The 26,536-nt window shown below is 53.5% G+C and carries 20 protein-coding genes; 7 read left to right on the plus strand and 13 right to left on the minus strand.

Annotated features, from left to right (window positions below; all coding sequences use genetic code 11):
* Positions 1 to 19: 19 nt before the first annotated feature.
* The 8 genes from malQ to ulaA all read right to left on the minus strand — a co-directional run bounded on the left by malQ (position 20) and on the right by ulaA (position 9,222).
* On the minus strand, positions 20 to 2,095 hold the full coding sequence (gene malQ / locus ETV65_RS16050) for a 4-alpha-glucanotransferase (RefSeq protein WP_129953825.1): 2,076 nt from the start codon (positions 2,093 to 2,095) through the stop codon (positions 20 to 22).
* Positions 2,096 to 2,103: 8 nt separating this feature from the next.
* Positions 2,104 to 4,518, minus strand: coding sequence for a maltodextrin phosphorylase (gene malP / locus ETV65_RS16055; protein WP_129953826.1), 2,415 nt, complete (start codon positions 4,516 to 4,518; stop codon positions 2,104 to 2,106).
* Between the two features lie 243 nt (positions 4,519 to 4,761).
* On the minus strand, positions 4,762 to 5,451 hold the full coding sequence (locus ETV65_RS16060) for an L-ribulose-5-phosphate 4-epimerase (RefSeq protein ID WP_129953827.1): 690 nt from the start codon (positions 5,449 to 5,451) through the stop codon (positions 4,762 to 4,764).
* Positions 5,448 to 6,308 carry an L-ribulose-5-phosphate 3-epimerase gene (locus tag ETV65_RS16065; RefSeq protein WP_129953828.1) on the minus strand — a complete coding sequence of 287 codons (861 nt, stop codon included), beginning with the start codon at positions 6,306 to 6,308 and terminating at the stop codon, positions 5,448 to 5,450. Before ETV65_RS16065 ends, ETV65_RS16060 begins: the two co-directional genes overlap by 4 nt.
* Before the next feature lie 10 nt (positions 6,309 to 6,318).
* Positions 6,319 to 6,975, minus strand: coding sequence for a 3-keto-L-gulonate-6-phosphate decarboxylase UlaD (locus ETV65_RS16070; RefSeq protein WP_129953829.1), 657 nt, complete (start codon positions 6,973 to 6,975; stop codon positions 6,319 to 6,321).
* 25 nt (positions 6,976 to 7,000) lie between these two features.
* Entirely contained in the window at positions 7,001 to 7,471 is a 471-nt protein-coding gene (ulaC, locus tag ETV65_RS16075) for a PTS ascorbate transporter subunit IIA (protein ID WP_129953830.1), read from the minus strand.
* Between the two features lie 10 nt (positions 7,472 to 7,481).
* Positions 7,482 to 7,790 (minus strand): PTS ascorbate transporter subunit IIB, encoded by a 309-nt coding sequence (ulaB, locus tag ETV65_RS16080; protein ID WP_129953831.1) that lies wholly within the window; start codon positions 7,788 to 7,790, stop codon positions 7,482 to 7,484.
* 28 nt (positions 7,791 to 7,818) lie between these two features.
* The gene (gene ulaA / locus ETV65_RS16085; RefSeq protein WP_129953832.1) at positions 7,819 to 9,222 is read right to left on the minus strand and encodes a PTS ascorbate transporter subunit IIC; all 1,404 of its coding nucleotides are present in this window, start codon (positions 9,220 to 9,222) and stop codon (positions 7,819 to 7,821) included.
* Between the two features lie 415 nt (positions 9,223 to 9,637).
* Here ulaA and ulaG point away from each other — a divergent pair, with 415 nt between their 5' ends.
* The 7 genes from ulaG to glpD all read left to right on the plus strand — a co-directional run bounded on the left by ulaG (position 9,638) and on the right by glpD (position 16,918).
* Positions 9,638 to 10,702 (plus strand): L-ascorbate 6-phosphate lactonase, encoded by a 1,065-nt coding sequence (ulaG, locus tag ETV65_RS16090; protein WP_129953833.1) that lies wholly within the window; start codon positions 9,638 to 9,640, stop codon positions 10,700 to 10,702.
* A 114-nt stretch (positions 10,703 to 10,816) separates the two neighbouring features.
* On the plus strand, positions 10,817 to 11,572 hold the full coding sequence (ulaR, locus tag ETV65_RS16095; RefSeq protein WP_129953834.1) for an HTH-type transcriptional regulator UlaR: 756 nt from the start codon (positions 10,817 to 10,819) through the stop codon (positions 11,570 to 11,572).
* Positions 11,573 to 11,655: 83 nt separating this feature from the next.
* Positions 11,656 to 11,976, plus strand: coding sequence for a thiosulfate sulfurtransferase GlpE (glpE, locus tag ETV65_RS16100; protein ID WP_129953835.1), 321 nt, complete (start codon positions 11,656 to 11,658; stop codon positions 11,974 to 11,976).
* A 142-nt stretch (positions 11,977 to 12,118) separates the two neighbouring features.
* Positions 12,119 to 13,309 (plus strand): PLP-dependent aspartate aminotransferase family protein, encoded by a 1,191-nt coding sequence (locus tag ETV65_RS16105; protein WP_129953836.1) that lies wholly within the window; start codon positions 12,119 to 12,121, stop codon positions 13,307 to 13,309.
* 219 nt (positions 13,310 to 13,528) lie between these two features.
* Complete coding sequence (glpG, locus tag ETV65_RS16110) at positions 13,529 to 14,362, plus strand: rhomboid family intramembrane serine protease GlpG (protein WP_129953837.1); 834 nt, start codon at positions 13,529 to 13,531, stop codon at positions 14,360 to 14,362.
* A 9-nt stretch (positions 14,363 to 14,371) separates the two neighbouring features.
* Positions 14,372 to 15,130 carry a DeoR/GlpR family transcriptional regulator gene (locus ETV65_RS16115; RefSeq protein ID WP_013573556.1) on the plus strand — a complete coding sequence of 253 codons (759 nt, stop codon included), beginning with the start codon at positions 14,372 to 14,374 and terminating at the stop codon, positions 15,128 to 15,130.
* Between the two features lie 276 nt (positions 15,131 to 15,406).
* The gene (gene glpD, locus ETV65_RS16120) at positions 15,407 to 16,918 is read left to right on the plus strand and encodes a glycerol-3-phosphate dehydrogenase (RefSeq protein ID WP_129953838.1); all 1,512 of its coding nucleotides are present in this window, start codon (positions 15,407 to 15,409) and stop codon (positions 16,916 to 16,918) included.
* A 60-nt stretch (positions 16,919 to 16,978) separates the two neighbouring features.
* Here the strand turns inward: glpD and glgP are convergent, their stop codons facing one another.
* The 5 genes from glgP to glgB form a co-directional block, all read right to left on the minus strand.
* On the minus strand, positions 16,979 to 19,426 hold the full coding sequence (gene glgP / locus ETV65_RS16125; RefSeq protein ID WP_129953839.1) for a glycogen phosphorylase: 2,448 nt from the start codon (positions 19,424 to 19,426) through the stop codon (positions 16,979 to 16,981).
* Between the two features lie 37 nt (positions 19,427 to 19,463).
* Positions 19,464 to 20,900, minus strand: a complete 1,437-nt coding sequence (gene glgA / locus ETV65_RS16130; protein ID WP_129953840.1) for a glycogen synthase GlgA — start codon at positions 20,898 to 20,900, stop codon at positions 19,464 to 19,466.
* Positions 20,901 to 20,971: 71 nt separating this feature from the next.
* Positions 20,972 to 22,249 (minus strand): glucose-1-phosphate adenylyltransferase, encoded by a 1,278-nt coding sequence (glgC, locus tag ETV65_RS16135; protein WP_129953841.1) that lies wholly within the window; start codon positions 22,247 to 22,249, stop codon positions 20,972 to 20,974.
* A 17-nt stretch (positions 22,250 to 22,266) separates the two neighbouring features.
* Complete coding sequence (gene glgX / locus ETV65_RS16140; protein ID WP_129953842.1) at positions 22,267 to 24,291, minus strand: glycogen debranching protein GlgX; 2,025 nt, start codon at positions 24,289 to 24,291, stop codon at positions 22,267 to 22,269.
* A complete protein-coding gene (gene glgB, locus ETV65_RS16145) occupies positions 24,291 to 26,474 on the minus strand; it encodes a 1,4-alpha-glucan branching enzyme (protein ID WP_129953843.1) in 2,184 nt (727 codons plus the stop codon). The genes glgX and glgB overlap by 1 nt, the downstream gene beginning before the upstream one ends.
* Positions 26,475 to 26,536: the final 62 nt, after the last annotated feature.

Genomic DNA, 26,536 nt, shown 5'->3' on the forward strand with positions numbered 1-26,536 from the left:
CCCTTTTCTGCCTCCTGGATTACCCCTTTCGCCGTTTGCTCAAATCGGCCAGCAGCGCATCAATATGCTCATCACCAAACATCTCCTCCAGCGTCCGCGACAACTTGCGTCGCCAGTTGGGGTATTCGGTATTGGTGCCCGGCACGTTCACTGGTGTGGACATGTCCAGCCAGTCTTCCGGTTGCAGGCCCAGTAATGCGCTGGCACTGCCCGCCAGGTAACGTTGTAAACCCCGGTTGAGCAGCGGTGTCATCGGCATATTTTCAGCACTGCGGCGGGTCGATTTCGGTACACATTGTTTCAGATGCAGCGCATTAAGAAGCCCCTGCTTGCTACGTTCGCGCTCCCCGCGCAGTTTTTCCAGCACGTGCGGATCCGGGTATATCCCCAGAGATGCGCCCAGTGTTAAATCACCGCCTTCCCAGTAGCCCCGCAACGTGGGTAAGTCATGCGTGGTCACGGTCGCCATCGCTTGCGAAACATAGTCTTCCGGCGGGTGGTACCGGAAGTTTTTATCGTGTTCGAAATACAACACCTTGTAGGAATACACGCCGCTGTCACGCAGACTGGCGAGGATTTCTTTCGGCACGGTGCCCAGATCTTCACCAATCACCATGCACCGATGCCGCTGGCTTTCCAAAGCCAGTACGCCGAGTAAATCCTCCAGCGGGTAACGGACATAGGCACCGCTGCCCGCGTCCTGGTCAGCAGGTATCCACCACAAACGCAGCAACCCCATCACATGATCGATACGCAATGCGCCGCATTCCGCCATATTTGCCCGTAGCAAATCAATAAACGGCTGATAGGCACGGGCTTTCATTTCGTGTGGATCAATGGGTGGAAGCCCCCAGTTTTGCCCCTGAGGTCCGAGAATATCGGGCGGCGCGCCGACCGTGGCATTCAGACAATACAGCGCCGGATCGGACCAGGTTTCCGCACCGCCTTGCGCCACGCCCACCGCCAGATCGCGGTATAAACCAACGGGCATCCCCAGCTCCACGCTGCGCTGATAACATTCAGACAGCTGCGTATGCGCCAGCCATTGCTGCCACTGATAAAACGCAATTTCACCGGCGTAACGCTCACTGAATTCATGTACGTCTGCACTTTTCGCATCGCGATAGGCATCCGGCCACACCGGCCATCCCCACTCGCCCAGCCCCTGATCCCGCAGATGCACATGCAATGCATCGAACAGTGCTTGTTGCCGCAGACTGTCACCGCCTTGCGCCACGAACTGACGGAAATCCTGCTTACGCGTACTGTTTTCCGGCAGCCCGCAAAACAGCCGCCATGCCAGTTTCAGCGCCGCCAGTTTCAGTTCCATCACCCGCGGATAATCAACAAACCCGGCGCTGCGCACCTGCAATAACGCATCACGCGTCTCAATAGAATGCCACCAGGTTTGTGCCTCGCTGCTGCTGGTAAATTCCTCCACGGCACTGACATCGATATAGGTCAGATTCAGCCAGCGGCGGGACGAGGGACTGTACGGGCTGGCACTTTGTGGATTCGCCGGGTAGAGCGCGTGTATCGGATTCAGTCCGACGAATGCCCCGCCGCGCTGGCCGACTTCTTCGACCATTTTTTTCAGGTCACCAAAATCGCCGACGCCCCAGTTATTCTCCGAGCGCAACGTGTAAAGCTGAACGGTCGCGCCCCACAGTTTTTTTCCTGCCAGCAATGCTTCAGGCTCATAACAGCGCGGCGGCACAACGATTATCCGGCAGGGCCAGACGTTGCCGTTTTGCGATAACGTCAGCAGGTGATAGCCGGCAGGCAGCAACACACCGAGATCCAGCGCCTTGCCTGCGGCGATCTCACCCTGTGTCTGGCTGCCATTTTCCTGCGTCAGTTGCCAGCTAAATACACCACTGACTTCCGGTGTCACCAGCACTTTTTTGCCTTGCGTAAATACTTTAACGGGCGGCACAGGTGTAACCTCCGGCACATAAGCCGGATCACGCCCCATAGCGGCCAGCAAGGCGACACGCGTGTCATCGGACACTATTTCCACGTCATCCGTCATATTAATGAAACTGTCTACAATGCCTGCCCGGCGCGCGGCCTCAGCAAGTTGCTTATTCTCCATATCGGCTCCTATCTTTTAGCCTGCCAGATGCGTTGCTGGTAATCGCGGACGGAGCGGTCGGCGCTGAACATACCTACGCGGGCCGTGTTGAGCAACGTACGGCGTGTCCATTCATCGGCATTACGGTAAAGCGTATCCACTTCTTTTTGTGCCTCGCAATACGCGGCAAAATCCGCCAGCACCAGATACGGATCACCGCCATCGAGCAGACTGTTCAGCATCAGATCGAAGGCTTTTTTGTCACCATTGGCATAAAAGCCGCTGGCAAGCTCATCGAGAATCGATTTGAGATGTTTGTCCTTTTTGACCCACGCTTTCGGCTTATAGCCTTTTTTCAGCTGCGCTTTCACTTCATCGACCGTCAGACCAAAGATAAAAATATTGTCCTCACCGACCTGTTCGGCAATCTCGACGTTTGCGCCGTCGAGCGTACCGATAGTCAGCGCACCATTCAGCGCCAGTTTCATGTTGCCGGTGCCGGAGGCTTCCTTACCGGCAGTTGAAATCTGTTCCGACACATCCGCCGCCGGGATCATCAGTTCTGCCACTGAGACACAATAATCGGGAATGAACACCACTTTAAGACGATCGGCGACGATCGGATCATTGTTGATCTTCTCCGCCACCTGATTGATCGCATAGATAATGTTTTTTGCGAGGTAATATCCGGGCGCAGCCTTCGCACCAAACAGAAAAACGCGCGGCACGATATCCAGCTTAGGGTTATCGCGTAACTGGCGATACAGCGAAAGAATGTGCAACAGATTGAGATGCTGACGTTTGTATTCGTGCAGACGTTTAATCTGCACATCGAAAATCGCCTCGGGATTAAGCCTGATGCCCATGCGCTGCCAGACATATTCCGCCAGCCGCACTTTGTTATCGTGCTTAATTTTGCGGTACTGTTTGCAGAATTTTTTGTCTTTGATGCCGTCTTCCAGACCTTTCAGCAGGTCAAGATTGTTGACCCAACTGTCGGTTTTCAGCCGTTCATCAATCAGTGCCGACAGCGCCGGATTACACTGTTTCAGCCAGCGGCGTGGCGTGATGCCGTTGGTCACGTTATGGAACTTTTCCGGCCACAACTGGTAATATTCCGGGAACAGATCTTTGACCACCAGATCTGAATGCAGCGCCGCAACACCGTTTACGGCAAATCCGGCAACCACGCACAGATTCGCCATACGCACCTGTTTGTCATGATGGACAGCAAGCTTCGCCCAGACCGCCTCGTCGCCGGGCCATTGTTTGCTGACCCGTTTCTTAAAGTCAGCATTAATCTGTTTGATAATCTGAAAATGACGCGGCAGCAGACCGCGCACCAGACGCTCGTCCCAGGTTTCCAGCGCTTCCGGCATCAGCGTATGGTTGGTATATGCGAAGGTACGGCTGGTGATACGCCACGCGTCATTCCAGCTCAGCTGATGTTCATCGATCAGTACGCGCAGCATTTCAGGAATGGCGATAGTCGGATGTGTATCGTTGAGCTGGATAACTTCATAATCTGGCAGCTCGCTGATTTTACGACCCAGGAAATGGTGACGCCGCAGGATATCGGCCACCGAGCAGGCACACTGGAAATACTGCTGCATCAGTCGCAGACGTTTACCGGCCTGATGGTTGTCGTTCGGATACAGGACTTTGGTGAGTTTGGCGGCATCGATACCCTGTTGTTCGGCTTTCAGAAACTCGCCGTCATTAAACTTTTCGAGATCAAACGGATGAGGGTGCGTGGCTTCCCACAAGCGCAACGGTTGCGTGATGCCGTTGCGATAACCCATCACCGGCAAATCCCAGGCTTCACCGCGCAGGGTAAATTCCGGTTCCCAGCGTGAAACGCCCTGCTCATTCTTTACAATTTTACCGCCAATACCGACATTTACCGCCAGCGAGCTATTATGGCGGAACCACGGATATTCGCTGCGATGCCAGTCGTCCGGTGATTCTTTCTGTTTACCATCGACAAAACGCTGGCGGAATAAACCGTACTGATAATTCAGGCCGTAACCGATACCAGGTTGCCCGACCGATGCCATCGCATCGAGATAACAGGCCGCCAGCCGCCCCAGCCCGCCATTGCCCAGTGCCGGGTCGATTTCTTCTTCCAGCAGATCGGTCAGGTTGATATCAAAAGATTCCAGCACAGTGGCAATTTTTTCATACCAGCCGAGATTAATCAGGTTATTGCCGGTCAGACGGCCGACCAGAAATTCCATCGAAATATAGTTAACGTGGCGGGTGATTTTTTTATTCTTACTGCTGACCGGCTCGCTTTGCGGGGGAAGTTGCTCAGCAACGGCGGCACTGACGGCATGCCACCACTGGTGACGGGTCATATCAGAAGCTGAAGTAAGTCCGAACGCTTGCCACTGGCGGGTGAGTGCTGACAAAAAAACATCTTGCTTGAACGTGATCTTCGACATAGGGCAGTCTCTTTTCTGTCTGAGGGGACGGAATACTTCCGTGAGAAAAAGCCTGATTGCAGTAAAAAGCGTGATCCCAATATCTATGTATAAACCCTATGCTGGAAAAATGCTCACTGCGGGAGAGGGGAAAAATGCATGAAATCATGTCGAAGGGGTGACGGAGATACCATTAATACCCCCTCCCTGCCTCCCCTGCGAAGAGGGAGTTGAAGTGGAGTTTTAATGGCCTCTCAATAGCTATTATTTCTGCCCGTAATACGCATCCGGCCCATGTTTACGGCTGAAGTGCTTGTGCAATAAATAATCGTCCATCGGCAATAGGTCGCGCCGGATTGTACCGGTGATCCACGCCATTTTAGCCACTTCTTCCAGCACCACAGCGTTATGTACCGCCTGCTCCGGCGTAGTGCCCCAGCAGAACGGACCATGCTGGGCAACCAGGATGCCCGGCATATGCAGCGGATCGGTGCCGGTCAGCGACGCGGCGATCACCTTACCGGTTTCCAGTTCGTACTCTCCGCCGACCTCCTGACGCGACAATGGTCGTGTGCACGGAACGGCACCGGCAAAATAATCCGCGTGCGTGGTGCCGAGCGGCGGGATGGCGATCCCGGCCTGCGCCCATGACGTCGCATAGGTCGAATGGGTATGCACAATACCGCCCAGCTGCGGAAAACGGGCGTACAGCTCAAGATGCGTTGCGGTATCTGAAGACGGTTTGTAATGCCCTTCCACGATGCCACCTTGCAGGTTCAGCACCACCATGTCACGGGCCTGCATTTTCTCATATTCCACACCGCTCGGTTTAATGGCAACCAGGCCGCGTTCGCGGTCGATACCGCTGACGTTGCCCCAGGTAAATGTCACGAGGCCAAAAGCCGGTAGCTCCATATTGGCTTCAAACACGCGTTGTTTCAGGGCCTCCGTCATAAGGTGTCCTCCATGTTCAGCCCGGCTTTTTGCATTTTATCGATCACCCAGGCGCGGGCGTTGCGCACTTCCTGTATCGGATCGGCAGCGGTTTCACTCCACATTTCGATAAGATACGGCCCGCGATAACCGCTTTTTTGCAACGTCGCAAAGCAGCGTTCGAACTCCACCACACCGCTGCCGAAGGGTACGTTTTTAAATATGCCGGGCTGCGTGTCTTTAATATGTACGGCAACGATATGCCCCGCGCCACTTGCCAGTTCCATCTGCACGTCGTTATCCCATGCCGACAAGTTGCCGATATCAGGGTAAAGCTGAAACCACGGATTGTTCAGATAATGTGTGTAGCCGAGCGCTTTGCTGATCGAATTCATCAGCGGATAATCCATGATTTCCATCGCCAGCGTGACCTGCGCACGGCTGGCCATTTCAACCGATGTCTGTAAGCCATCACGAAAACGTTCACGGGTATTTTCATTAGCCTGCTGGTAATACACGTCATAACCGGCAAGCTGGATCACGCGGATGCCTAAATCCTGCGCCAGCACGATAGCCTTGCGCATGATTTCCAGGCCCTGATTGCGGGTTTCATCGTCTTCGGCACCAAGCGGAAAGCGTCGGTGTGCGCTCAGGCACATCGACGGAATGCGGATGCCGGTATGCGATATTGCCTCCACCACCCGCAAACGTTGCCCGCGTGACCAGTCAAGCCGTGCCAGCCGGTTGTCGGTTTCATCCACCGACATTTCAACGAAATCGAAGCCCAGTTCTTTCGCCAGTGTCAGGCGCATCAGCCAGTCTTCGCCCGCAGGCAAGGCTTTTTCATAGATACCGAGCGGAACGGCTTTATGCATCATGCGGTGTTCCTTAGCCCCAGAGCTGGCGAATGGATTTTTTAAACTGACGTGCTGCATCAACCGGATCTTTGGCGTCGCGGATGCTGCGACCGGCGATAAAGACGTGCACAGGAATGTCTTTAAACAGCGGCAAATCTTCCAGTGCCAGTCCTCCGGTAATGGTCACTTTGAAACCCATGGCAGAAAGATGTTTAATCGCCGTGATATCAGCATCGCTCCAGGCCACACCGGCGGCCTGCGCGTCGCGGCTGCGGTGATAAACCACCTGCTGAATGCCTGCGTCACGCCATTCCTGCGCCTGCTCCCACGTCCAGTAACCGGTCAGTTCAATCTGCACGTCGCCGTTGAATTCTTTCGCCACTTCCAGCGCACCTTTGGTGGTGTTGATGTCAGCACAACAAATGACCGTCACCCAGTCAGCATTAGCTTCGAAGCACATCCGCGAGAGAATTTTTCCTGCATCCGCGATTTTGGCATCGGCCAGCACAATTTTTTCCGGATACAAAGCCTTAAGGTCGCGTACCGCACGCACACCTTCGGCGACGCACAAAATAGTACCGACTTCGATGATGTCGACTTCACCGGCGATCAGACGCGTGGTCTTGTAAGCGTCGTCCATTGACTGGTTATCCAGCGCCACCTGCAACATAGGTAATGAATGAGACATAATGAATTCCTTCTCTGCTAATGAATTAGTGAACCGCCGTGGCGGAGGTCAGGTCGATCAAATCCAGTACCTGTTGCGCGGTGGTACAGGCGCGCAGGCGGTCAAAATTGGCTTCATCATCAAAAAGGTTTACCACCTGCATGATGCCAATCTCCTGATGTGCGTTGGCATCCACTGCGGCCAGAGTGATAAGAATATCCACCGGATCGTTATCTTCGTGGTTGAACACCAGCGGTTTTTTCAGTGTCACCAGCGCAAAGCCAGTTTTAATCACACCTTCTTCCGGGCGACCATGTGGCATGGCAAGCCCGGGTGCGATCACGAAATACGGTCCGAAACGTCCGACACCATCCAGAATCGCCTGGTAATAACGCGGCTCAACCACACCCGCGACGACCAGCATATCGACGCCAATTTTCACCGCGTCCTGCCAGGTTTCTGCCTCAGCATTCAGGCAAATCGAGTTATTTTCAGCCAGTGAATCTCTCAGTTTCATGGCATGTTCCTTATTTTCTCAGATCAGCAGAAAAATGAGCGTTGATGACGGCCATCACTTTCGGGCCGAAGTCCGCCGCCGACAGCATATTGCGGACACCGACCACATATTTATTGCCGCTGACAGTAATTTCATCCGCCACGTGGGTAGACGCGACGATAATGTCCGCACTGCCCAGCTCTGATTTGTATTCACCCACCGCGCAACTGTTCATGGTGTGGTCCACACCCTCCTGTGTCAGGAACTGACCGATTTTCATCTTCATGATCATCGAACTGCCTTGCCCGCAACCGCATACCGCCAGAATTCGTACTGTCATGGGAACCTCATTGGTTTGTGAGAAGTCATTAGTGAGAAGGGGATTGATTAAGGGTTTGTTTTTCCGCGTCTTCTTCAGCGCGCAGTGCGCGACCGGCAAAAAACATATACAGCAGTGCGATCACCACGATAATGCCCATAAAAGCAATGCCGATACTGAAGAAGCCCTGCATCATTGGCGGTGCCAGAATCGACCAGTCGGCCATGCCCATCCAGGCACTCAGGCCGGTGAGTTTAATGGCCCATACACAGCCGAAAATTTCGATCATTCCCATCACCAGACAGATTTTCAGCGCTGCGCGCCAGCCGCCGAAGTGGTTGGCAAACACGCCGATTGTGGCGTTGGAGAAGAACATCGGGATAAAGCCGGGAATAATCATGATCGAAGAGCCCATGCCGAACAGAATGCCGACGGCAATCAGCTGGCCGATAGTGCCCCACATAAAGCCCCAGACCACGGCGTTCGGTGCAAAGCTGTAGATGGCCGCACAGTCGATGGCCAGAACGGCACCGGGAATTAAGCGTTGAGAGATGCCGTTAAAGGCTTCGGTCAGTTCAGCGACGAACATCCGCACGCCCTGAATGATGATGAAAATCGCCACCGCAAACATCAGACCGGTTTGCAGAATGTAGATGGTCCAGTGAGTTTTTCCGGCCATTTGCTGCAGGGTGTCGAGGCCGAAGGAACACAGGATGATGCCAAAGAACACCGTCATCACGATGGCGGTGGAGACGATATTGTCATGGAAGATATTCAGCCAGCCGGGCAATTTGAGGTCTTCCACGCTGTCTTCTTTTTTACCGAGATATGGCGCGATTTTATAGGCTATCCACGACGCAAATTGCTGCTGATGACCTATCGAGAAACCGCTGTTTTCAGTCACCGCCTGCGTCGGTTTGTACATCATGTTTGAGGTGATGCCCCAGTAGAGCGACACCAGAATGGCCGTTGACCAGATGGTCGTCCACATCGGATAGCCCATGATGAAGAAGAACACCGCAATCAGCCCCGCCTGCTGGAACATGATGTGCCCGGTGAGCATGATGGTGCGGATGCCGGTGATACGGCGGAATATCACCATCAGGATATTCAGTGCAAGGGCGATCAGCACCGCATATCCGACCCAGCTGTAAGCCTCACCCATGCGTTCGACTGTTGCCATCATTGAAGCGTAGGTGTCTGAAATGGCACCATTAATGCCATACACTTCCGAAATTTTCGCCACCACCGGTTTGAACGTCCCGGTCAGAATGCCGGAACCTGCCTGTAGCAACATGAAGCCGATGATGGTCTTGATCGTGCCCTTGATGATCACCGTGGCGCTCTTTCTGAGCAGGATGTAACCGAGCATGGTCACAATACCCAACAGCAGCGGCGCGTTGGTCATTACCTGATTAAAAAATACGGTGAAGATGGTGTAGAGGAATTCCATAAGACTCTCCGTCTGACCTTGTTTGATCTCTTCAACGCGCTCACACATCAAACTTCGCGCTAAAAAGTGAGGGACAGACGCACTCTAATGCTCACATCGAATCAGATAAAGATTCACAATGATTATTTGTGAGCAGTCTCGCAAGATATCGTCATGAGCATGAATTTATTTATGCATCCGAAACTTTATATTTATTCGATATTTCAGTTATATAACTCTATAAAAAACATCTCATCATACCCTAGATCCGGTCACTCCCCCTGCTGGCAGGCATTTCTTGCCATGGAAAAACCCGCTTTAAAATCATTGTCACAATGAATTTTCAATGATAACTTTCGCACAAATAAATCACATTTAATCATTAAATGATTTATTGTGATTCGATTTTCAAAGCAAATTCAAATGAGGAAATATTATGAGCAAAGTAGAAACGATCAGCCGCGAGTCCTGGATCCTCAGTACCTTTCCGGAATGGGGCACCTGGTTAAACGAAGAAATCGAGCAGGAAAAGGTCGCACCGGGCACGTTTGCCATGTGGTGGCTGGGCTGCACGGGGGTCTGGCTGAAATCAGAGGGCGGTGCGAATATTTGTGTCGATTTCTGGTGCGGCGTCGGCAAGCAAAATCACAGCAGCCCGCTGATGAAAACCGGCCACCAGATGCAGCGCATGGCCGGTGTGAAGAAGCTACAGCCGAATCTGCGCACCACGCCGTTTGTGCTCGATCCCTTTGCGATCAGGGAGATCGACGCAGTGTTATCCACTCACGATCACAATGATCATATTGATGTGAACGTCGCCGCTGCCGTCATGCAAAATTGTTCTGCCGACGTGCCCTTTATCGGCCCGCAAACCTGCGTGGACTTGTGGATGAGCTGGGGCGTACAGGCAAACCGGTGCATCGTGATGACACCGGGCAAAGTGGTGAGAATCAAAGATGTGGAAATCCATGCGCTGGATTCTTTTGACCGCACGGTGCTGATCACCCTGCCCGCCGGCCAGAAAGCTGCGGGCGTATTACCCGATATGATGGATCAGCGTGCAGTGAATTATCTGTTCAAAACGCCGGGCGGAAACCTGTATCACAGCGGCGACTCGCACTATTCCAACTACTATGCCAAACACGGCAATGAGTACCAGATTGACGTGGCACTCGGCTCGTACGGCGAGAACCCGCGCGGCGTGACCGACAAAATGACCAGCGTCGATATGCTGCGTATGGCGGAATCACTGAGAACCAAAGTGGTGATCCCGTTCCATCATGATATCTGGTCTAATTTCCAGGCCGATCCCCAGGAAATACGTGTGCTGTGGGAGATGAAAAAAGACCGTCTGAAATACGGCTTCAAGCCCTTTATCTGGCAGGTAGGCGGCAAATTCACCTATCCGGATGATAAAGATAATTTCGAATATCATTACCCGCGTGGTTTTGACGACTGCTTTAGCACAGACACGGATTTACCGTTCAAATCCTTCCTGTAAGACATCTTTCTAAAAGGCGGAGGCAACAGACTCCGCCTTTTTATTAACAATGTAATTGCCATTACTGCTCGTTTATAATCACGCGGTAATCACCTATTTACCTGCGGAGCCACCATGACTGAGCCACAACGCCACAATGCCATTCTCGATCTGCTACAACGCCAGGGGCAGATTTCCGTTGCCGATGTGATTGATCAATTTGATATTTCACCGGCCACGGCGCGTCGTGACATTACCAAGCTCAATGAACTGGGGAAGTTGCGTAAAGTGCGCAACGGCGCGGAAGCCGTTAATCAGCCACGTCAGAACTGGACACCGCTGAATATTCACCAGACGCACAATCTCAACGAGAAAATGCGTATCGCTAAAGCAGCAGCCGAACTGTGCCTGCCGGGTGAAAGCGTGGTGATTAACTGCGGTTCGACGGCATTTCTGCTGGGCCGTGAAATGTGCGGAAAAGACATTCAGGTCATCACTAATTATCTGCCGCTGGCTAATTACCTGATTGAGCAGGAGCACGACAGCGTGGTGATCATGGGGGGGCAGTACAATAAAAGTCAGTCCATTACGCTGGCACCTCAGGACGGCGACGCCAGTCTGTATGCGGGGCACTGGATGTTTACCAGCGGTGCCGGGCTGACCCCCGACGGCCTGTACAAAACTGATATGCTTACCGCAATGGCCGAACAGAAGATGCTCAATTATGTGGGAAATCTGGCGGTGCTGGTCGACAGCAGCAAAATCGGTCAGCGTGCAGGCATGTTGTTCAGCCGCACCGAACAAATTGATGTGCTGATCACCGGCAAAGAAGCGAATGATGAAATCATCGGACAGTTACGCCAAAAAGGCGTGAAAGTGATCCTGGTTTAACTTTATCCCTTCTCTTTGTCTGGTCTTAGTTGTGCCATTATTGGGTAGAATGTGGGCATCACCTTTTATGAGGCACGACCAGAATGGAACAATTTGAAGCAATCAGCGTAGAACAAGCCCGTAACCGCCTGACAGCTGGCGAAGCGGTGATGGTCGATATCCGCGACCCGCAAAGCTTCGGCGCAGCACATGCACCGGGTGCCTGGCATCTGAGTAACGACAGCCTGCCTGAATTTATTCAGCAGACCGATGCCAAAACACCGGTGCTGGTGATGTGCTATCACGGTATCAGCAGCCGGGGTGCCGCACAGTTTCTGATCTCTCAGGGTTTCGAATCGGTCTACAGCGTTGACGGCGGTTTCGAAGCCTGGTCAAAAACTTTTCCGCAAGATATTGAAGTCTGATCCTCTCTTTATTTGTCCCTGGCGCAAGCTATAGTCTTTATAACCAGGCTATCGGGTTTGCGCCGAAAATATTCTTAAGCCGAAAAAGCTACCTTTCTCCAGTGTTGATATAATTTCCGCCTACTATCGACAGGATTTCAAGATGAAAAATCTGAACACTTCACGTTCTTTAGGGTTGCGTACGCTCGCCGTTCATGGTGGACAGCAGCCCGATGCTCTGACCGGCGCCATTGCCACGCCAATCACCGCCGCATCGGCATTTTCATACCCGGATTTCGACAGCGGCGCACGCCGTTTCAGCGGTGAAGAACCGGGCTATATTTACAGCCGTTTCGCCAATCCGACCGTGGCCGTTTTCGAACAAAAACTGGCAGCGCTCGAAGGCGCAGAAACCGCCGTTGCCTGTGCCAGTGGCATGGCGGCGATCAGCGCCACGCTGTTTGCCCTGCTGGTTCCCGGCGATGAAATCATTCATATCGGCACGCTGTACGGCGGTACCGAAGGCGTAGTGCGTAATTTGCTGCCGCGATATGGTATCAAACCGGTTCACGTTGCGAATGTGAATGAACTGGAAGCCGCATTCACCAAAAATACCAAAGTGGTACTGGTGGAAACTCCCGCTAATCCGGGGCTGGATATCGCCGATCTGGCAGAAATCGCGCGTCTTTCCAAAGCGGCCGGTGCGGTCAGTGTGGCGGATAACACTTTCGCCACGCCGTACCTGACACGTCCGCTGGCGCTGGGTATTGATATCGTTCTGCATTCCGCGACCAAATACATCAGCGGTCATGGCGATGCGACCGGCGGTGTGGTGGCCGGTTCGGCGGCGTTGATCACGCCCATCCGTACCCTGAGTCTGAAACAATTTGGCGGTAACCTGAGCCCGTTCGAAGCCAGTTTGCTGATCCGCGGCCTGAAAACACTGCCGCTGCGCGTCGAAGCCAGTTCGCTGAGCGCACAGGCGGTGGCGGAATTCCTCGACAGCCACAGCGCGGTAGATACCGTGTTCTATCCGGGGCTGAAACAGCATCCGGGACACGCCACCGCCTCACGCCAGATGAAACTGTTTGGCGGCATCATGGCGATTGAGCTGAAAGGCGGGCTGAACGCCGCACGGACTTTCCTTGATAAGCTGAGCATTATCACGCAGGCGGTCTCGCTCGGCGACACCGATTCGCTGGCCTGCCATCCGGCATCCACCACGCACAGCGCCGTCGCGCCGGAAGTCCGCCGTCAGAGCGGTATCACCGACGGGCTGGTGCGCATCAGCATCGGTATCGAAGACACCGAAGACCTGATTGCTGATCTGCAACAGGCGCTTGAAGGGCTTTAAGGGCTTGATTTTGCAACACCGTCATCCGGCGGTGTTGCAAAAGACTTCGATCCTCATCACATCACTATAATTTTCTATTCGCAGATAACCGCACAGCATGCCTAAATTCCCCTCCTTTATCCTTCTGACGTTATAATCGACATCCCCCACGCTGGCAGATAAGGTATTGCCCTAAAATGACGGCAACAAATCAAACAATTAGGGAAACCGCTTAACGCTATGGTGCGCATTCTTAATCTGAACAACCCCCGCCTCGCTCAGGCTTTTGTCGATTACATGGCAACGCAGGGTTTTACGCTGACGATGAAACATGAAAGTCAGGAAGTGCAGCTCTGGCTGGAAGATGAATCCCGCCTGGAAGAAGCCGAAAAGCAGGTGGCGCTGTTTGTGCGCGATCCGCTGCATCCGCGCTATCAGGAAGCCAGCTGGAAAACCGGCAAGGCGCAGCCCAATTTGCGGATGTCACATACACCTTTTCTGAAAACCCTGCGCAGCCGCGCCGGCCCCCTGACGATTGGCATGATTGTGCTGAGTCTTGCAGTGTTTATCCTGCAACAGATGGTCGGCGACGAACTGGTGATGAACTGGCTGGCCTGGCCGGACAGTTCACGCGTTTTCCAGTTATGGCGCTGGTTCACTCCGGCTCTGATGAACTTCTCCTTTATTGCCCTGCTGATTAATCTGGCCTGGTGGTGGTATCTCGCCAGCCAGATTGAGATGCATCTGGGCAGCGGCAAACTGTTTACCGTGACTCTCATTTCAGCCCTGATCAGCGGCTGGGGCCAGTCAATGGTCAATGGTTCGTGGTTCGGTGGTTTGTCCGGTGTGGTTTACGCGCTGATGGGTTACGCCTGGCTGACCGGCCAGCTGAAACCGGAAAGTCGTCTGTACGTCCCCGGCGGATTACTGGTCATTTCGTTGATTTTCATGTTCATTGGTTATGCAACCGGCGGCGCGGCCGTGTCGAATGCCGCCCATGCGTTTGGTCTGGGTCTCGGCCTGGTCATGGCATTTGTTGATACGCGCACTCCGCGCAACAAAAAAAGTAAGTAGGGGATTCGGGTGAAACAAACACAACGCCATGATGCCATTATCGATTTAGTTCGCCAGCAAGGCTATGTCAGTACCGAAGAACTGGTGGAACATTTTGCAGTCAGCCCGCAGACTATCCGCCGTGATCTCAATGATCTGGCTGAACAGAATAAAATTCACCGTCACCATGGCGGCGCGGCCTTGCCGTCCAGCTCAGTGAATGCGGCATACAACGATCGTAAAGTGATGTGGTCGGAAGCGAAAGCGCGTATCGCCGAACGCGTCGCCAGCCAGATCCCTGATGGCTCAACGCTGTTTATTGATATCGGTACCACGCCGGAAGCCGTGGCACACGCACTGCTTAACCATAAAAATCTGCGCATCGTGACCAATAATCTGAACGTTGCGACACTGCTGACGGCCAAGGAGGATTTTCGTTTATTCCTCGCAGGCGGCGAAGTACGTGCCCGCGATGGCGGTATCATGGGCGAAGCAACGCTGGATTTCATCTCACAGTTCCGCCTTGATTACGGCATTCTCGGCATCAGCGGCATTGATATGGACGGTTCACTGCTCGAATTCGACTATCACGAAGCCCGTACCAAACGTGCCATTATCGAAAACTCCCGCTGCGTTATGTTGGTAACCGACCATTCCAAATTTGGTCGCAATGCGATGGTTAACCTCGGCAAAATGGATCTGATCCATTATCTGTTCACCGACAAACAGCCGCCGGACAGCGTGAAGCAAATCATCGATAAGTACGACGTACATCTCGAACTCTGCTGATTTTCCTGGATTTAGGGAGCGTCGCTCTGGCGCTCCTGCTTTTCTTCCCCCCATCCGCCAGACCAAAACGAACAATTTCGAAAAATTCCACGCGTAGCAGCGTTCGGTTTAGTCCTCCCTTTACCATTTTGCTCGAAACCGCCACAAAAATGTTACCTCCATCACGCATAATTGTTTTTATTTGGTTAACGCTTGGCTTGTATGTCGATTCTCGATTACAATCATGAGCGAAAACGAACATAAAAGAGCTATTGCGAACATCTGGAGGAAGATGACGTGGAAACCAAAGACTTGATCGTAATTGGTGGCGGTATTAATGGTACCGGCATCGCAGTAGATGCAGCTGGCCGCGGGCTGTCTGTTCTGCTGCTTGAAGCGCAAGACTTGGCCTGCGCGACCTCTTCGGCCAGTTCTAAACTGATCCACGGTGGCCTGCGCTATCTGGAACATTACGAATTCCGTCTGGTCAGCGAAGCGCTGGCCGAACGTGAAGTGTTGTTGAAAATGGCACCGCATATTGCTTTCCCGATGCGTTTCCGTTTACCGCATCAGCCGCATCTGCGCCCGGCCTGGATGATCCGCGCCGGTTTGTTCCTGTACGACCATCTGGGCAAACGCACCAGCCTGCCGGCCAGTAAAAGCCTGAAATTCGGCAGTGATTCTGTGCTGAAGCCAGAACTGACCAAAGGTTTTGAATACTCGGACTGCTGGGTTGACGACGCGCGTTTAGTGGTCGTCAATGCCCAGGAAGTGGAAGCGCGTGGCGGCGAAGTCCGCACACGTACCCGCGTGACCCGTGCATGGCGTGAAGACGGACTGTGGATGGTGGAAGCCGAAGAGATCGATACCGGCAAAACCTTTACCTGGCGCGCCAAAGGTCTGGTGAACGCCACCGGTCCATGGGTAAAACATTTCTTCGACGACGGTCTGAAGTTGAAATCACCCTATGGCATCCGTCTGATCAAAGGTAGCCATATTGTGGTGCCGCGCGCGCACAATCAGCCTCAGGCTTACATTCTGCAAAACGAAGATCACCGCATTGTGTTTGTGATCCCGTGGATGGATGAATTCTCGATCATCGGGACAACCGACGTGGAATATCACGGCGATCCGAAAGAAGTAAAAATTGATGATAAAGAGATCGGTTATTTGCTGAAAGTTTACAACGATCACTTTAAGAAACAGCTGACCACAGAAGACATTGTCTGGACCTACTCCGGCGTGCGTCCGCTGTGCGATGACGAATCAGATTCACCGCAGGCCGTCACCCGTGATTATACCCTCGACGTTCACGATCAGGATGGCAAAGCGCCGCTGCTTTCTGTATTTGGCGGCAAGCTGACCACCTACCGTAAACTGGCGGAACACGCACTGGAAAAACTGGTGAAGTACTATCCGAAAGCCGGCCCGGCGTGGACCAAAACGGCAATACTGCCTGGCGGGAAACTCAATGGTGACCGTGATACTTACAGTGCTAATTTACGTAACCGTTTCAAATGGTTACCGGAACCTCTGGCTCGCCGTTATGCGCGCACCTATGGCAGTCAGACAGAGTTGCTGCTGAATGGCGCAACCAGTCTGGCGTCGCTGGGCGAAGATTTCGGTCACGGATTCTACGAAGCAGAACTGCGTTATCTGGTGGAAAAAGAGTGGGTTTCACAGCTTGATGATGCCATCTGGCGTCGCACCAAACTGGGCATGTGGCTGGATAAAACCCAGCAACAACGCGTTGCTGAATGGCTGGAAACACACAAACAGCAGAAGAAACATTTGTCGCTGGCTTCTTGATTTAATCAGCTCCCCCCCTTCGCAGGGGGAGGAGCTGAAAGTCCCACCTTTATTCCCGTTCTACAACTTCACCGGCTTAATGTTCCAGATCTCATCGGCGTATTCCTGAATGGTACGGTCCGAGGAGAAATAGCCCATATTGGCGATGTTATGTAACGTGCGTCGCGTCCACTCCTCCGGCAGTTTATACAGCTCATCGACTTTATCCTGCGTATCGACATAACTGCGATAATCCGCCAGTACCTGATAGTGATCACCGAGGTTGACCAGCGTATCGAACAAATTGGTATAACGCTTCGGCTCGGCCGGACTAAAGACGCCAGTGGCGATTTGCGTCAGCACCTGATGCAGTTCGGCATCCTGCTCGAAATAGGTATGCGGGTTGTAGCCCTTGCGGCGTAATTCCTCGACCTGTGGCGTGGTGTTGCCAAAGATAAAGATATTCTCCTCACCCACATGTTCGAGCATTTCGACATTGGCACCGTCCAGCGTGCCTATCGTCAGTGCGCCGTTAAGGGCAAACTTCATGTTACTGGTGCCGGATGCTTCAGTGCCCGCCAGCGAGATTTGCTCGGAAAGATCAGCTGCCGGGATAATCAGCTGGGCCAGACTGACACTGTAGTTCGGAATGAAAACGATCTTGAGTTTGTTAGCCACACGCGGATCGTTGTTGATCACCGCCGCCACGTCATTGATCAGCCGGATGATCTGCTTCGCTGCGTAATACGCCGAGGCCGCTTTACCGGCAAAAATCACCGTGCGTGGCACCCATTCGGCGTCCGGTTCTTCGAGGATACGGTTATAGCGGGTGATGACATGCAACACGTTCATCAGCTGACGTTTATATTCATGGATGCGCTTAATCTGCACATCAAAAAGACTTTTCGGATCAACCACGATGTTCAGCTTCTGGGCAATATACAGCGCCAGCCGTTTTTTGTTGTCCAGCTTGGCCTTACGGATTGCCTGCAGGAAGCTCGGATAATCCAGATTCTGCTCCAGTTCCGCCAACTGGCTCAGATCAGAACGCCAGGTCTTGCCGATAGCATCATCAATCACCGCTGACAGCGGTTTATTGGCCAGCGCCAGCCAGCGGCGCGGCGTGACGCCATTGGTTTTATTACAAAAACGGTCAGGATAAACACGGGCGAAATCGGCGAACAGCGATTGCACCATCAGCTCGGAATGCAGTTCGGAAACACCGTTAACTTTATGACTGGCGATCACCGCAAGCCACGCCATTCGCACTTTACGACCGTTGCCTTCATCGATAATCGAGACCCGTGACAGCAGGCCATTATCATTGGGGATCTTTTCCGCCACTTCTTTCAGGAAGTGATCGTTAATCTGGAAAATAATCTCCAGATGACGTGGCAGGATCTTACCGATCATGTCTACCGGCCAGGTTTCCAGAGCTTCACTCATCAGCGTGTGATTGGTGTAAGAGAAAACGTGACACACAGTTTCCCACGCGGCTTTCCACTCGAATTTATGCTCATCGATGAGCAGACGCATCAGCTCAGGGATCGACAGCACCGGATGCGTGTCATTGAGGTGAATGGCGATTTTATCGGCCAGATTGTCGTAAGTATGGTGCGTGGTGTAATGCCGGTTGAGGATATCCTGCACGGTTGCCGACACCAGGAAATACTCCTGCCGCAAGCGCAACTCGCGACCGGAGTAGGTCGAGTCATCGGGATACAACACGCGGGATACGTTCTCAGAGTGGTTTTTGTCTTCCACCGCCGCGAAATAATCACCCTGATTGAATTTACCCAGATTGATTTCATTACTGGCCTGCGCGCCCCACAAGCGCAGCGTGTTGGTGGCGTCGGTATCGTAGCCGGGAATGACCTGGTCATAGGCGCAGGCAATGACTTCTTCCGTTTCCAGCCAGCGGGTTTTGATGCCTTCATGTTGCACACGTCCGCCGAAACGCACTTTATAACGGGTGTTATAACGCTGGAACTCCCACGGATTACCGTATTCCAGCCAGTAATCCGGCGCTTCTTTTTGCTCACCGTTGATGATGCTTTGCGCGAACATACCATATTCATAACGGATGCCGTAACCACGCCCCGGCAGCGCCAGCGTTGCCAGTGAATCAAGGAAACAGGCCGCCAGCCGCCCGAGGCCGCCGTTACCTAAACCGGGATCATTTTCTTCCCCGATCAGTTCTTCCAGATCAAAGCCCATTTCATCAAGCGCGTTTTTCAGGTCATCGTAAATGCCCATCGCCAGCAGCGCATTGGAAAGCGTCCGTCCAATCAGAAACTCCATCGACAGGTAATAAACCTGTCGTACGTCCTGTGAGGTTTGCGCCCGGTTAGAACGCAACCAGCGTTCCACCATACGGTCGCGCACCGCAAACAATGTGGCGTTCAGCCAGTCGTGTTGTGTCGCAATAGACGGATCTTTGCCGATGATAAACATCAGTTTATAGGCAATAGAATGCTTAAGCGCTTCGACACTGACTGTCGGTGAGTTGTAATTAAACGGTGAAGTCATAACGTTACATTCCCGATCAAGTTAGCTGCGTTCAGGGTCAGGACAGCAGGCGGTTGTACAGGGCAATATATTCCTGTGCAGCCACCTTCCAGCCGAAATCAATACCCATGGCGTGTTGCTGGACGTGTCGCCAGTGTTTCGGTCGGCTCCACAAAACAAATGCCCGGCGGATCGCATTTCCCAGCGATTTCCCCGTTGCTTCTTCAAAGACAAAACCACTGGCTGTTCCGTCGGCCAGATTTTCCAGCGCACAATCGACCACCGTATCAGCCAGCCCACCGGTGCGGCGCACCAGCGGTAATGTGCCGTATTTAAGGCCATACAACTGGGTTAAACCGCAAGGTTCAAATCGGCTTGGCACCATAATGACGTCCGCCCCACCGATAATACGGTGGGAAAACGCTTCATGATAGCCAAGTTGCACGCCAACCTGCCCCGGATTATCTGCCGCTGCCGCCAGAAATGCCTGTTGCAGCACCGCGTCACCCGCGCCCAAAAGCGCTAACTGGCCCCCGCGTTCGAGCAAGTCCGGTAAGGCTTCAAGCACCAGATCCAGCCCTTTCTGGCTGGTCAGACGACTCACAACCGCAAACACCAGACGCGAATCATCAACATCCAGTCCCATCGCCCTTTGCAGATAGGCTTTATTGACCGCTTTGGCGCGTAAATCCTCCGCATCGTAGCGTGCCGACAGCAACACGTCATCACGTGGCTGCCAGATGGCTTCATCGACCCCGTTAAGGATCCCCGTCAGTCGCCCCTGCATTTCACGTTCCAGCAGCAAAGATTCCATGCCGTAACCAAATTCGGGACGGGTGATTTCTTTTGCATACGTCGGGCTGACGGTCGTCACGTGATCAGAATAGAACAGACCGGCTTTCAGAAAAGATATCTGGCCATAGAATTCCAGCCCGTGCATCTGAAAGAACTCGCGCGGGATATACAGCTCATCGAGATGATGTGCACCAAACAATCCCTGAAACGCCAGATTATGTACGGTGAAAATCGTCCGAACGGGCGCATTGCGGGCGCGGATATAGGCGGAACACAGCCCGGCGTGCCAGTCATGAGAATGGACAATGTCAGGCCGCCACTGCGGATCGAAATTCAGGGCCAGTTCACAGGCCATCCAGCCCAGCAGCGCAAAGCGCAGATGGTTATCCGGATAGGCGAACGACGATTGATCGTGATACGGGCTACCGGGACGGTCATACAATCCCGGTACATCAATAATATAAATACCCACGCCATCAAAATAACCCAGTGAAAGGGTGACATCCCCGGCAAAGGTGGCCAGCGTACCAATCACCTGCGTTTCCCCCAGCCCTTTTTTGACGTCAGGGAAAGCCGGAATGAGTACGCGGACATCCGCGCCCTCCGCAATCTGAGCGGCGGGTAATGCACCGGCGACATCCGCAAGGCCGCCTGTTTTTAATAGCGGAAACAGCTCAGAACAAACATGTAAAACCTGCATTCGCGCTCCTGATTATCCCGGTCATCCCGGCGCTCACCAGGATGACGAAAATTCGTATTAATATCGTCTGTTTAAAGCTTCGCCAGCATTGCGCGGGTCACCAGCACTACGCCACCTTCCGAACGGTAGAAACGCCGGCTGTCTTCCTCGGCATTCTCACCAATCACCATGCCTTCAGGGATCTGACAAGCGCGGTCAATGACGCATTTGCGTAAACGGCATGAACGACCGACATTCACATCCGGCAGGATGATGGCCGAATCGATATTGCAGAAAGAATTGACCCGTACCCGCGGGAACAGTACGGAATGCACCACCACCGAACCGGAAACAATCACACCACCGGCTACCAGTGAATTCATGGTCATGCCGTGACTGCCGGAGCGATCCTGTACAAATTTGGCGGGCGGCAGCGGCTCCATATGAGTCCGGATCGGCCAGTCGCGGTCATACATATCCAGCTCCGGCGTGACGGAAGCCAGATCCAGATTGGCGCGCCAGTAAGCCTCCAGCGTACCGACATCACGCCAGTACGGCGGTGCCTCATCGTTTTGCGTGACACAGGAAAGACCAAACGGATGCGCACGGGCAACGCCCTGACGGGTCAGTTTGGGGATCAGGTCTTTGCCGAAATCATGGCTCGACTCTTCACTCGCCATGTCTTCTTCAAGCATGCGAAACAGATAATCTGCATTAAAAATGTAGATGCCCATGCTCGCCAGCGCCATATCGGGATTGCCGGGCATCGGCGGCGGGTCTTTGGGTTTTTCAACGAAACTGGTGATGTGATAATCCTCAGTGACGCCGATAACACCGAATTCACTGGCTTCGGCGCGCGGTACTTCCAGGCAGGCGACGGTACATTCACCGCCTTTCTGCACATGGTCGATCAGCATCCGTGAGTAATCCATTTTGTAGATATGATCGCCCGCCAGGATCACCACAAATTCGGCCTTGTAACGACGGATAATATCCAGATTCTGATAAACCGCATCGGCAGTCCCTTTGTACCAGTGCTCGGTACTGTGGCGTTGCTGCGCCGGGAGTAAATCCACAAATTCGTTCATTTCTTCATTGAGGAAAGACCAGCCACGCTGGATATGCTGAACCAGCGTGTGTGACTGATATTGTGTGATTACGCCGATGCGGCGGATGCCAGAGTTCAGGCAATTTGACAGGGCAAAATCAATGATGCGGAATTTCCCGCCAAAATGAACGGCGGGTTTTGCCCGGGTTGCGGTCAAATCTTTCAACCTTGAACCCCGTCCCCCGGCAAGGATTAATGCCACGGATTTCAGCGGCAACTGTCTTGCCAGCATGACCGGGTCCCGGTTATCTAATGTCGCCATATCTGACTCCTTCATTTTTATAATGACCGGCTCTGTGGAGTGAAATCTTGTAGGACACAGAGGGTTTTTGCTGCCGCCCGCCATTGCGAGCCTTCCATGACACGCCGGGGTTCCTCATCAAAAAGCACGCTGTTGAACGGTGCCACCGGCTGCCAGTTTCCCGACGGCAGGTGCAAATCTACCTCGTGCAGTGAGGCATTAACGATAACCAACCAGCGCTGTGACAGGCAGATTTGCAGCCACTGCTGCGGACCCTGCTCCCAGTCACCGGGACTCATTGGTTGCCCTTGTTGATTCAGCCATTGCACCTCCCCGCTGCCCTCCTGCCACCAGCGGTTTTGCGTCAGTGCCGGAATTTTCCGGCGCAGCGCAATCAGTGCGCTGGCATAGGCCATCAGGCTTTCATCAGCGCTTTCCCAGTCGAGCCAGGTCATCGGATTGTCCTGGCAATAAGCATTGTTATTACCCGACTGGCTATTACCGAGTTCATCACCGGCCAGCAACATCGGTGTACCCTGTGATAAAAACAGCGTCGCCAGCAAGGCCCGCTGGCTGAGACGGCGCTGCTGTAATATGTCATCAGGCGCCTCCAGCCCCTCCTGACCGTGGTTTTGGCTGAAATTTTCGTTATGGCCGTCGCGGTTTTCTTCACCGTTAGCCTGGTTATGTTTGTGGTTAAAACTGACAAGATCGCGCAACGTGAAGCCGTCATGTGCCGTCAGCATGTTGATGCTGGCGTAAGGTTCACGCTGTGCCGGGATGAACGTGTCGGCAGAGCCTGCAAAACGCCCGGCAAACCGACCGAGGGCAAGATCGCCATGCAGCCAGAACTGACGCATATTGTCGCGCCATACATCACTCCATTCGGCAAACGGTGCCGGGAAATTCCCCAGCTGGTAACCGCCGGTACCGATATCCCACGGCTCAGCAATCAGTTTGATTTTTGAGAGAACATCATCCTGCTTAATGGCCATGAACAGCGGTGACTGAGCGGAAAACTCCGGCGTTCTGCCGAGAACTGTCGCTAAATCAAAGCGGAACCCATCAACGTGACATTCGCGTACCCAATAATGCAGGCTGTCGATTGTCCAGGCGATCATCTCCTCATCCACCAGCCGCATTGTGTTACCGCAACCGGTCATGTTGTTGTCAGAGCCGTCGTCGTTGAGCCAGTACAGGCTGGCGTTGTCGATGCCGCGAAAAGAAATAAACGGACCGTCGATATCCAGCTCGGCGCTGTGATTAAACACCACGTCCAGGATCACCTCGATACCCGCCTGGTGCAGCGCTTTGACTGACGATTTAAATTCATTCAGCGCCGATACACCGCCCAGTCCGCTGGCATAACGCGGATCCACAGCGCAAGGCGCCAATACGTTGTAGCCCCAGTAATTGCTCAGTCCGAGGCGTTGCAGGCGCGGTTCGTCGGCATGATGCTGCACCGGCAACAGTTCTATTGCGGTAATGCCCAGATGCTGCAAGTATTCAAGCATCACCGGATGTGCCAGCCCGGCATAGGTGCCGCGTATGGCGGCCGGAATATGCGGATGCTGGCGCGTCAGGCCGCGGACATGTGCCTCGTAAATCACCGTTTCGCCCCAGGGTTTCGCCGGGGGTTTATCATCACCCCAGTCGAAATTTCCGGCGACCACCACCGACTTAGGCGCAACCACGGCGCTGTCTTTCTCGTCCGGAGCACCGGTGCCGCCGGTGAACCGTGCGTTGTCGAGCAGTACGCCGTCAATCGCGCGGGCGCTCGGGTCAATCAGCACTTTTTTCGGGTTAAACCGGTGGCCCTTTAGGGGATCGAATGGCCCGTAAACGCGGTAACCGTAGCGCTGCCCGGCTTTGAGATCTGGCACAAATCCATGCCAGAGGTTGCCGGTTCGCCCGGTCAGGGGCAGATGCTGCTCACTGCCGGTCTCATCAAAAAGACATAACTCCACTTTTTCCGCATGTGCGGAGTACAGGCAAAAATTGACGCCGTTATCTCTGAGATGCGCACCAAAAGGCGCGGGCAGACCGGGACCGGGCTGTTTCATTACGCCTCCCTTCGCAAATAAACCGTCGCCAGCGGTGGAATGGTCACGCTGATCGAATGGTCACGCTGATGATGGCTGATATTCTCACTGTAAATATCGCCGCCGTTGCCGACATTGCTGCCACGGTAGTAATGCGAATCTGTATTGAGGATTTCGTGATAGCGACCCGGACGGCTGATACCGATGCGATAATGCTCGCGCGGGACCGGCGTAAAGTTACTGATGACGATCACTTCACCGCCTTGTTCGTCACGGCGGGCAAAGGCGAAAATCGAGTTTTCATGATCGTCGACCACCAGCCATTCGAAGCCACGGGGATTGTAATCCAGCTCATATAACGGCGCGTTAGCCTGATAGACCAGGTTCAGGTCGCGTACCAGATGCTGTACGCCGCTGTGCCAGCTGGTCGGATCGTCGAGCAGGTGCCAGTCGAGGCTGGCGTCGAAATTCCACTCACGCCCTTGTGCAAATTCATTGCCCATAAACAGCAGTTTCTTGCCCGGGTGCGCCCACATAAAACCGTAGTAGGCACGCAGATTAGCGAATTTCTGCCAGACGTCGCCGGGCATTTTATCCAGCAAGGATTTCTTACCGTGCACCACTTCGTCGTGCGACAGTGGCAAGATAAAGTTCTCGCTGTAGGCGTAAAGGACGCCGAATGTCATGAGATTGTGATGATATTTGCGGTGAACAGGATCAAGCTGCATATAGGTCAGGGAATCGTGCATCCAGCCCATATTCCACTTGTAATGAAAACCCAGCCCGTTGGCATCCGGTGGCATGGTGACGCCAGGATAATCGGTCGATTCTTCTGCCAGCGTCACCGCACCACCGAGTTCGCGTCCGATGGTCTGGTTGGTGTATTTGAGGAAAGAAATGGCTTCCAGGTTTTCGCGTCCGCCGTAATAATTCGGGATCCACTCTCCGGGTTTACGGCTGTAATCGCGGTAAATCATGGAAGCCACTGCATCGACACGCAGGCCGTCGATACCAAATCGCTCAATCCAGTAAAAACCATTGCCTGCCAGGTAGTTACGCACTTCATGGCGACCGTAGTTATAAATCAGCGTATTCCAGTCCTGATGATAGCCTTCACGCGGATCGGCATATTCGTACAGCGCGGTGCCGTCAAACTGTGCCAGACCGTAGGCGTCGCTTGGGAAATGTCCCGGCACCCAGTCAAGAATCACGTTCAGCCCGGCGTTATGCGCCGCATCGACAAAGGCTTTAAATTCCATGGGCGTACCGAAACGACGGGTCGGCGCGTACATACCAAGCGGCTGATAACCCCAGCTTCCGTCGAACGGATGTTCATTGACCGGCATCAGTTCAATGTGCGTAAAGCCCATCCATTTAGCATAAGAAACCAGTTGCTCGGCCAGTTCGCCATAGCTCAGCCAGAAATTATCATCAGCATGACGACGCCATGAACCCAGGTGCACTTCATATACCGAAACCGGCTGATTCAGCGCATTGGCTTTCTTTCTGCTTTCTGAATGCGGCACGACGTCGGGTAATTTCCGTACGCACGAAGCGGTGTCCGGACGCATCTGCGCCTCGAAAGCATAAGGGTCGGCGCGCAAGCTGACCTGCCCGCGGCAGTCGATAATTTCGAATTTATACAGCTGACCTTCGCGGACAGCGGGAATAAAGAGTTCCCAGATACCGTTTTCGCGGCGCTGACGCATCGGGTGCCGGCGGCCGTCCCAGAAGTTGAATTCACCGACCACGGAAACCCGCATGGCGTTCGGTGCCCAGACGGCAAAACTCACCCCCTCGACGCCGTCCAGCGTTTGCAGATGCGCGCCGAGTTTTTCGTAAGGCCGCAGGTGTGTGCCTTCTGCCAGCAGCCAGATATCCAGTTCCTGCAACAGCGTGCCGAAACGGTACGGGTCATCAATCACCTGGAGATTCTCGCCCCAGCGGACCTCCAGCTGGTAACGAAACGCATTTTTACGGCGTGGGATCAGGCCGACAAAGAAACCGCGGTCGTCGTAGCGACGCAGTTCTGCCACCTGTTTACCTTTTTCTACATCAATGACCCAGACCTGATCCGCATCCGGCAACAGGGCACGAACTTCCAGCCCGGCAGCCACAGAGTGCATTCCCAACAGAGAAAAAGGATCAGCGTAGTGGCCAGATATGATTTGATTAATGACGTGCTGATCGGGAAGTACAGACATGTATTACGTCCTATGATTAATTAAATCAATAAATCCAATAAAATCAGTCAAGTATTCAATGC

The sequence above is a fragment of the Rahnella sp. RFA10(1/100) genome, from assembly GCF_004195115.1.
Taxonomy (GTDB): domain Bacteria; phylum Pseudomonadota; class Gammaproteobacteria; order Enterobacterales; family Enterobacteriaceae; genus Rahnella; species Rahnella perminowiae.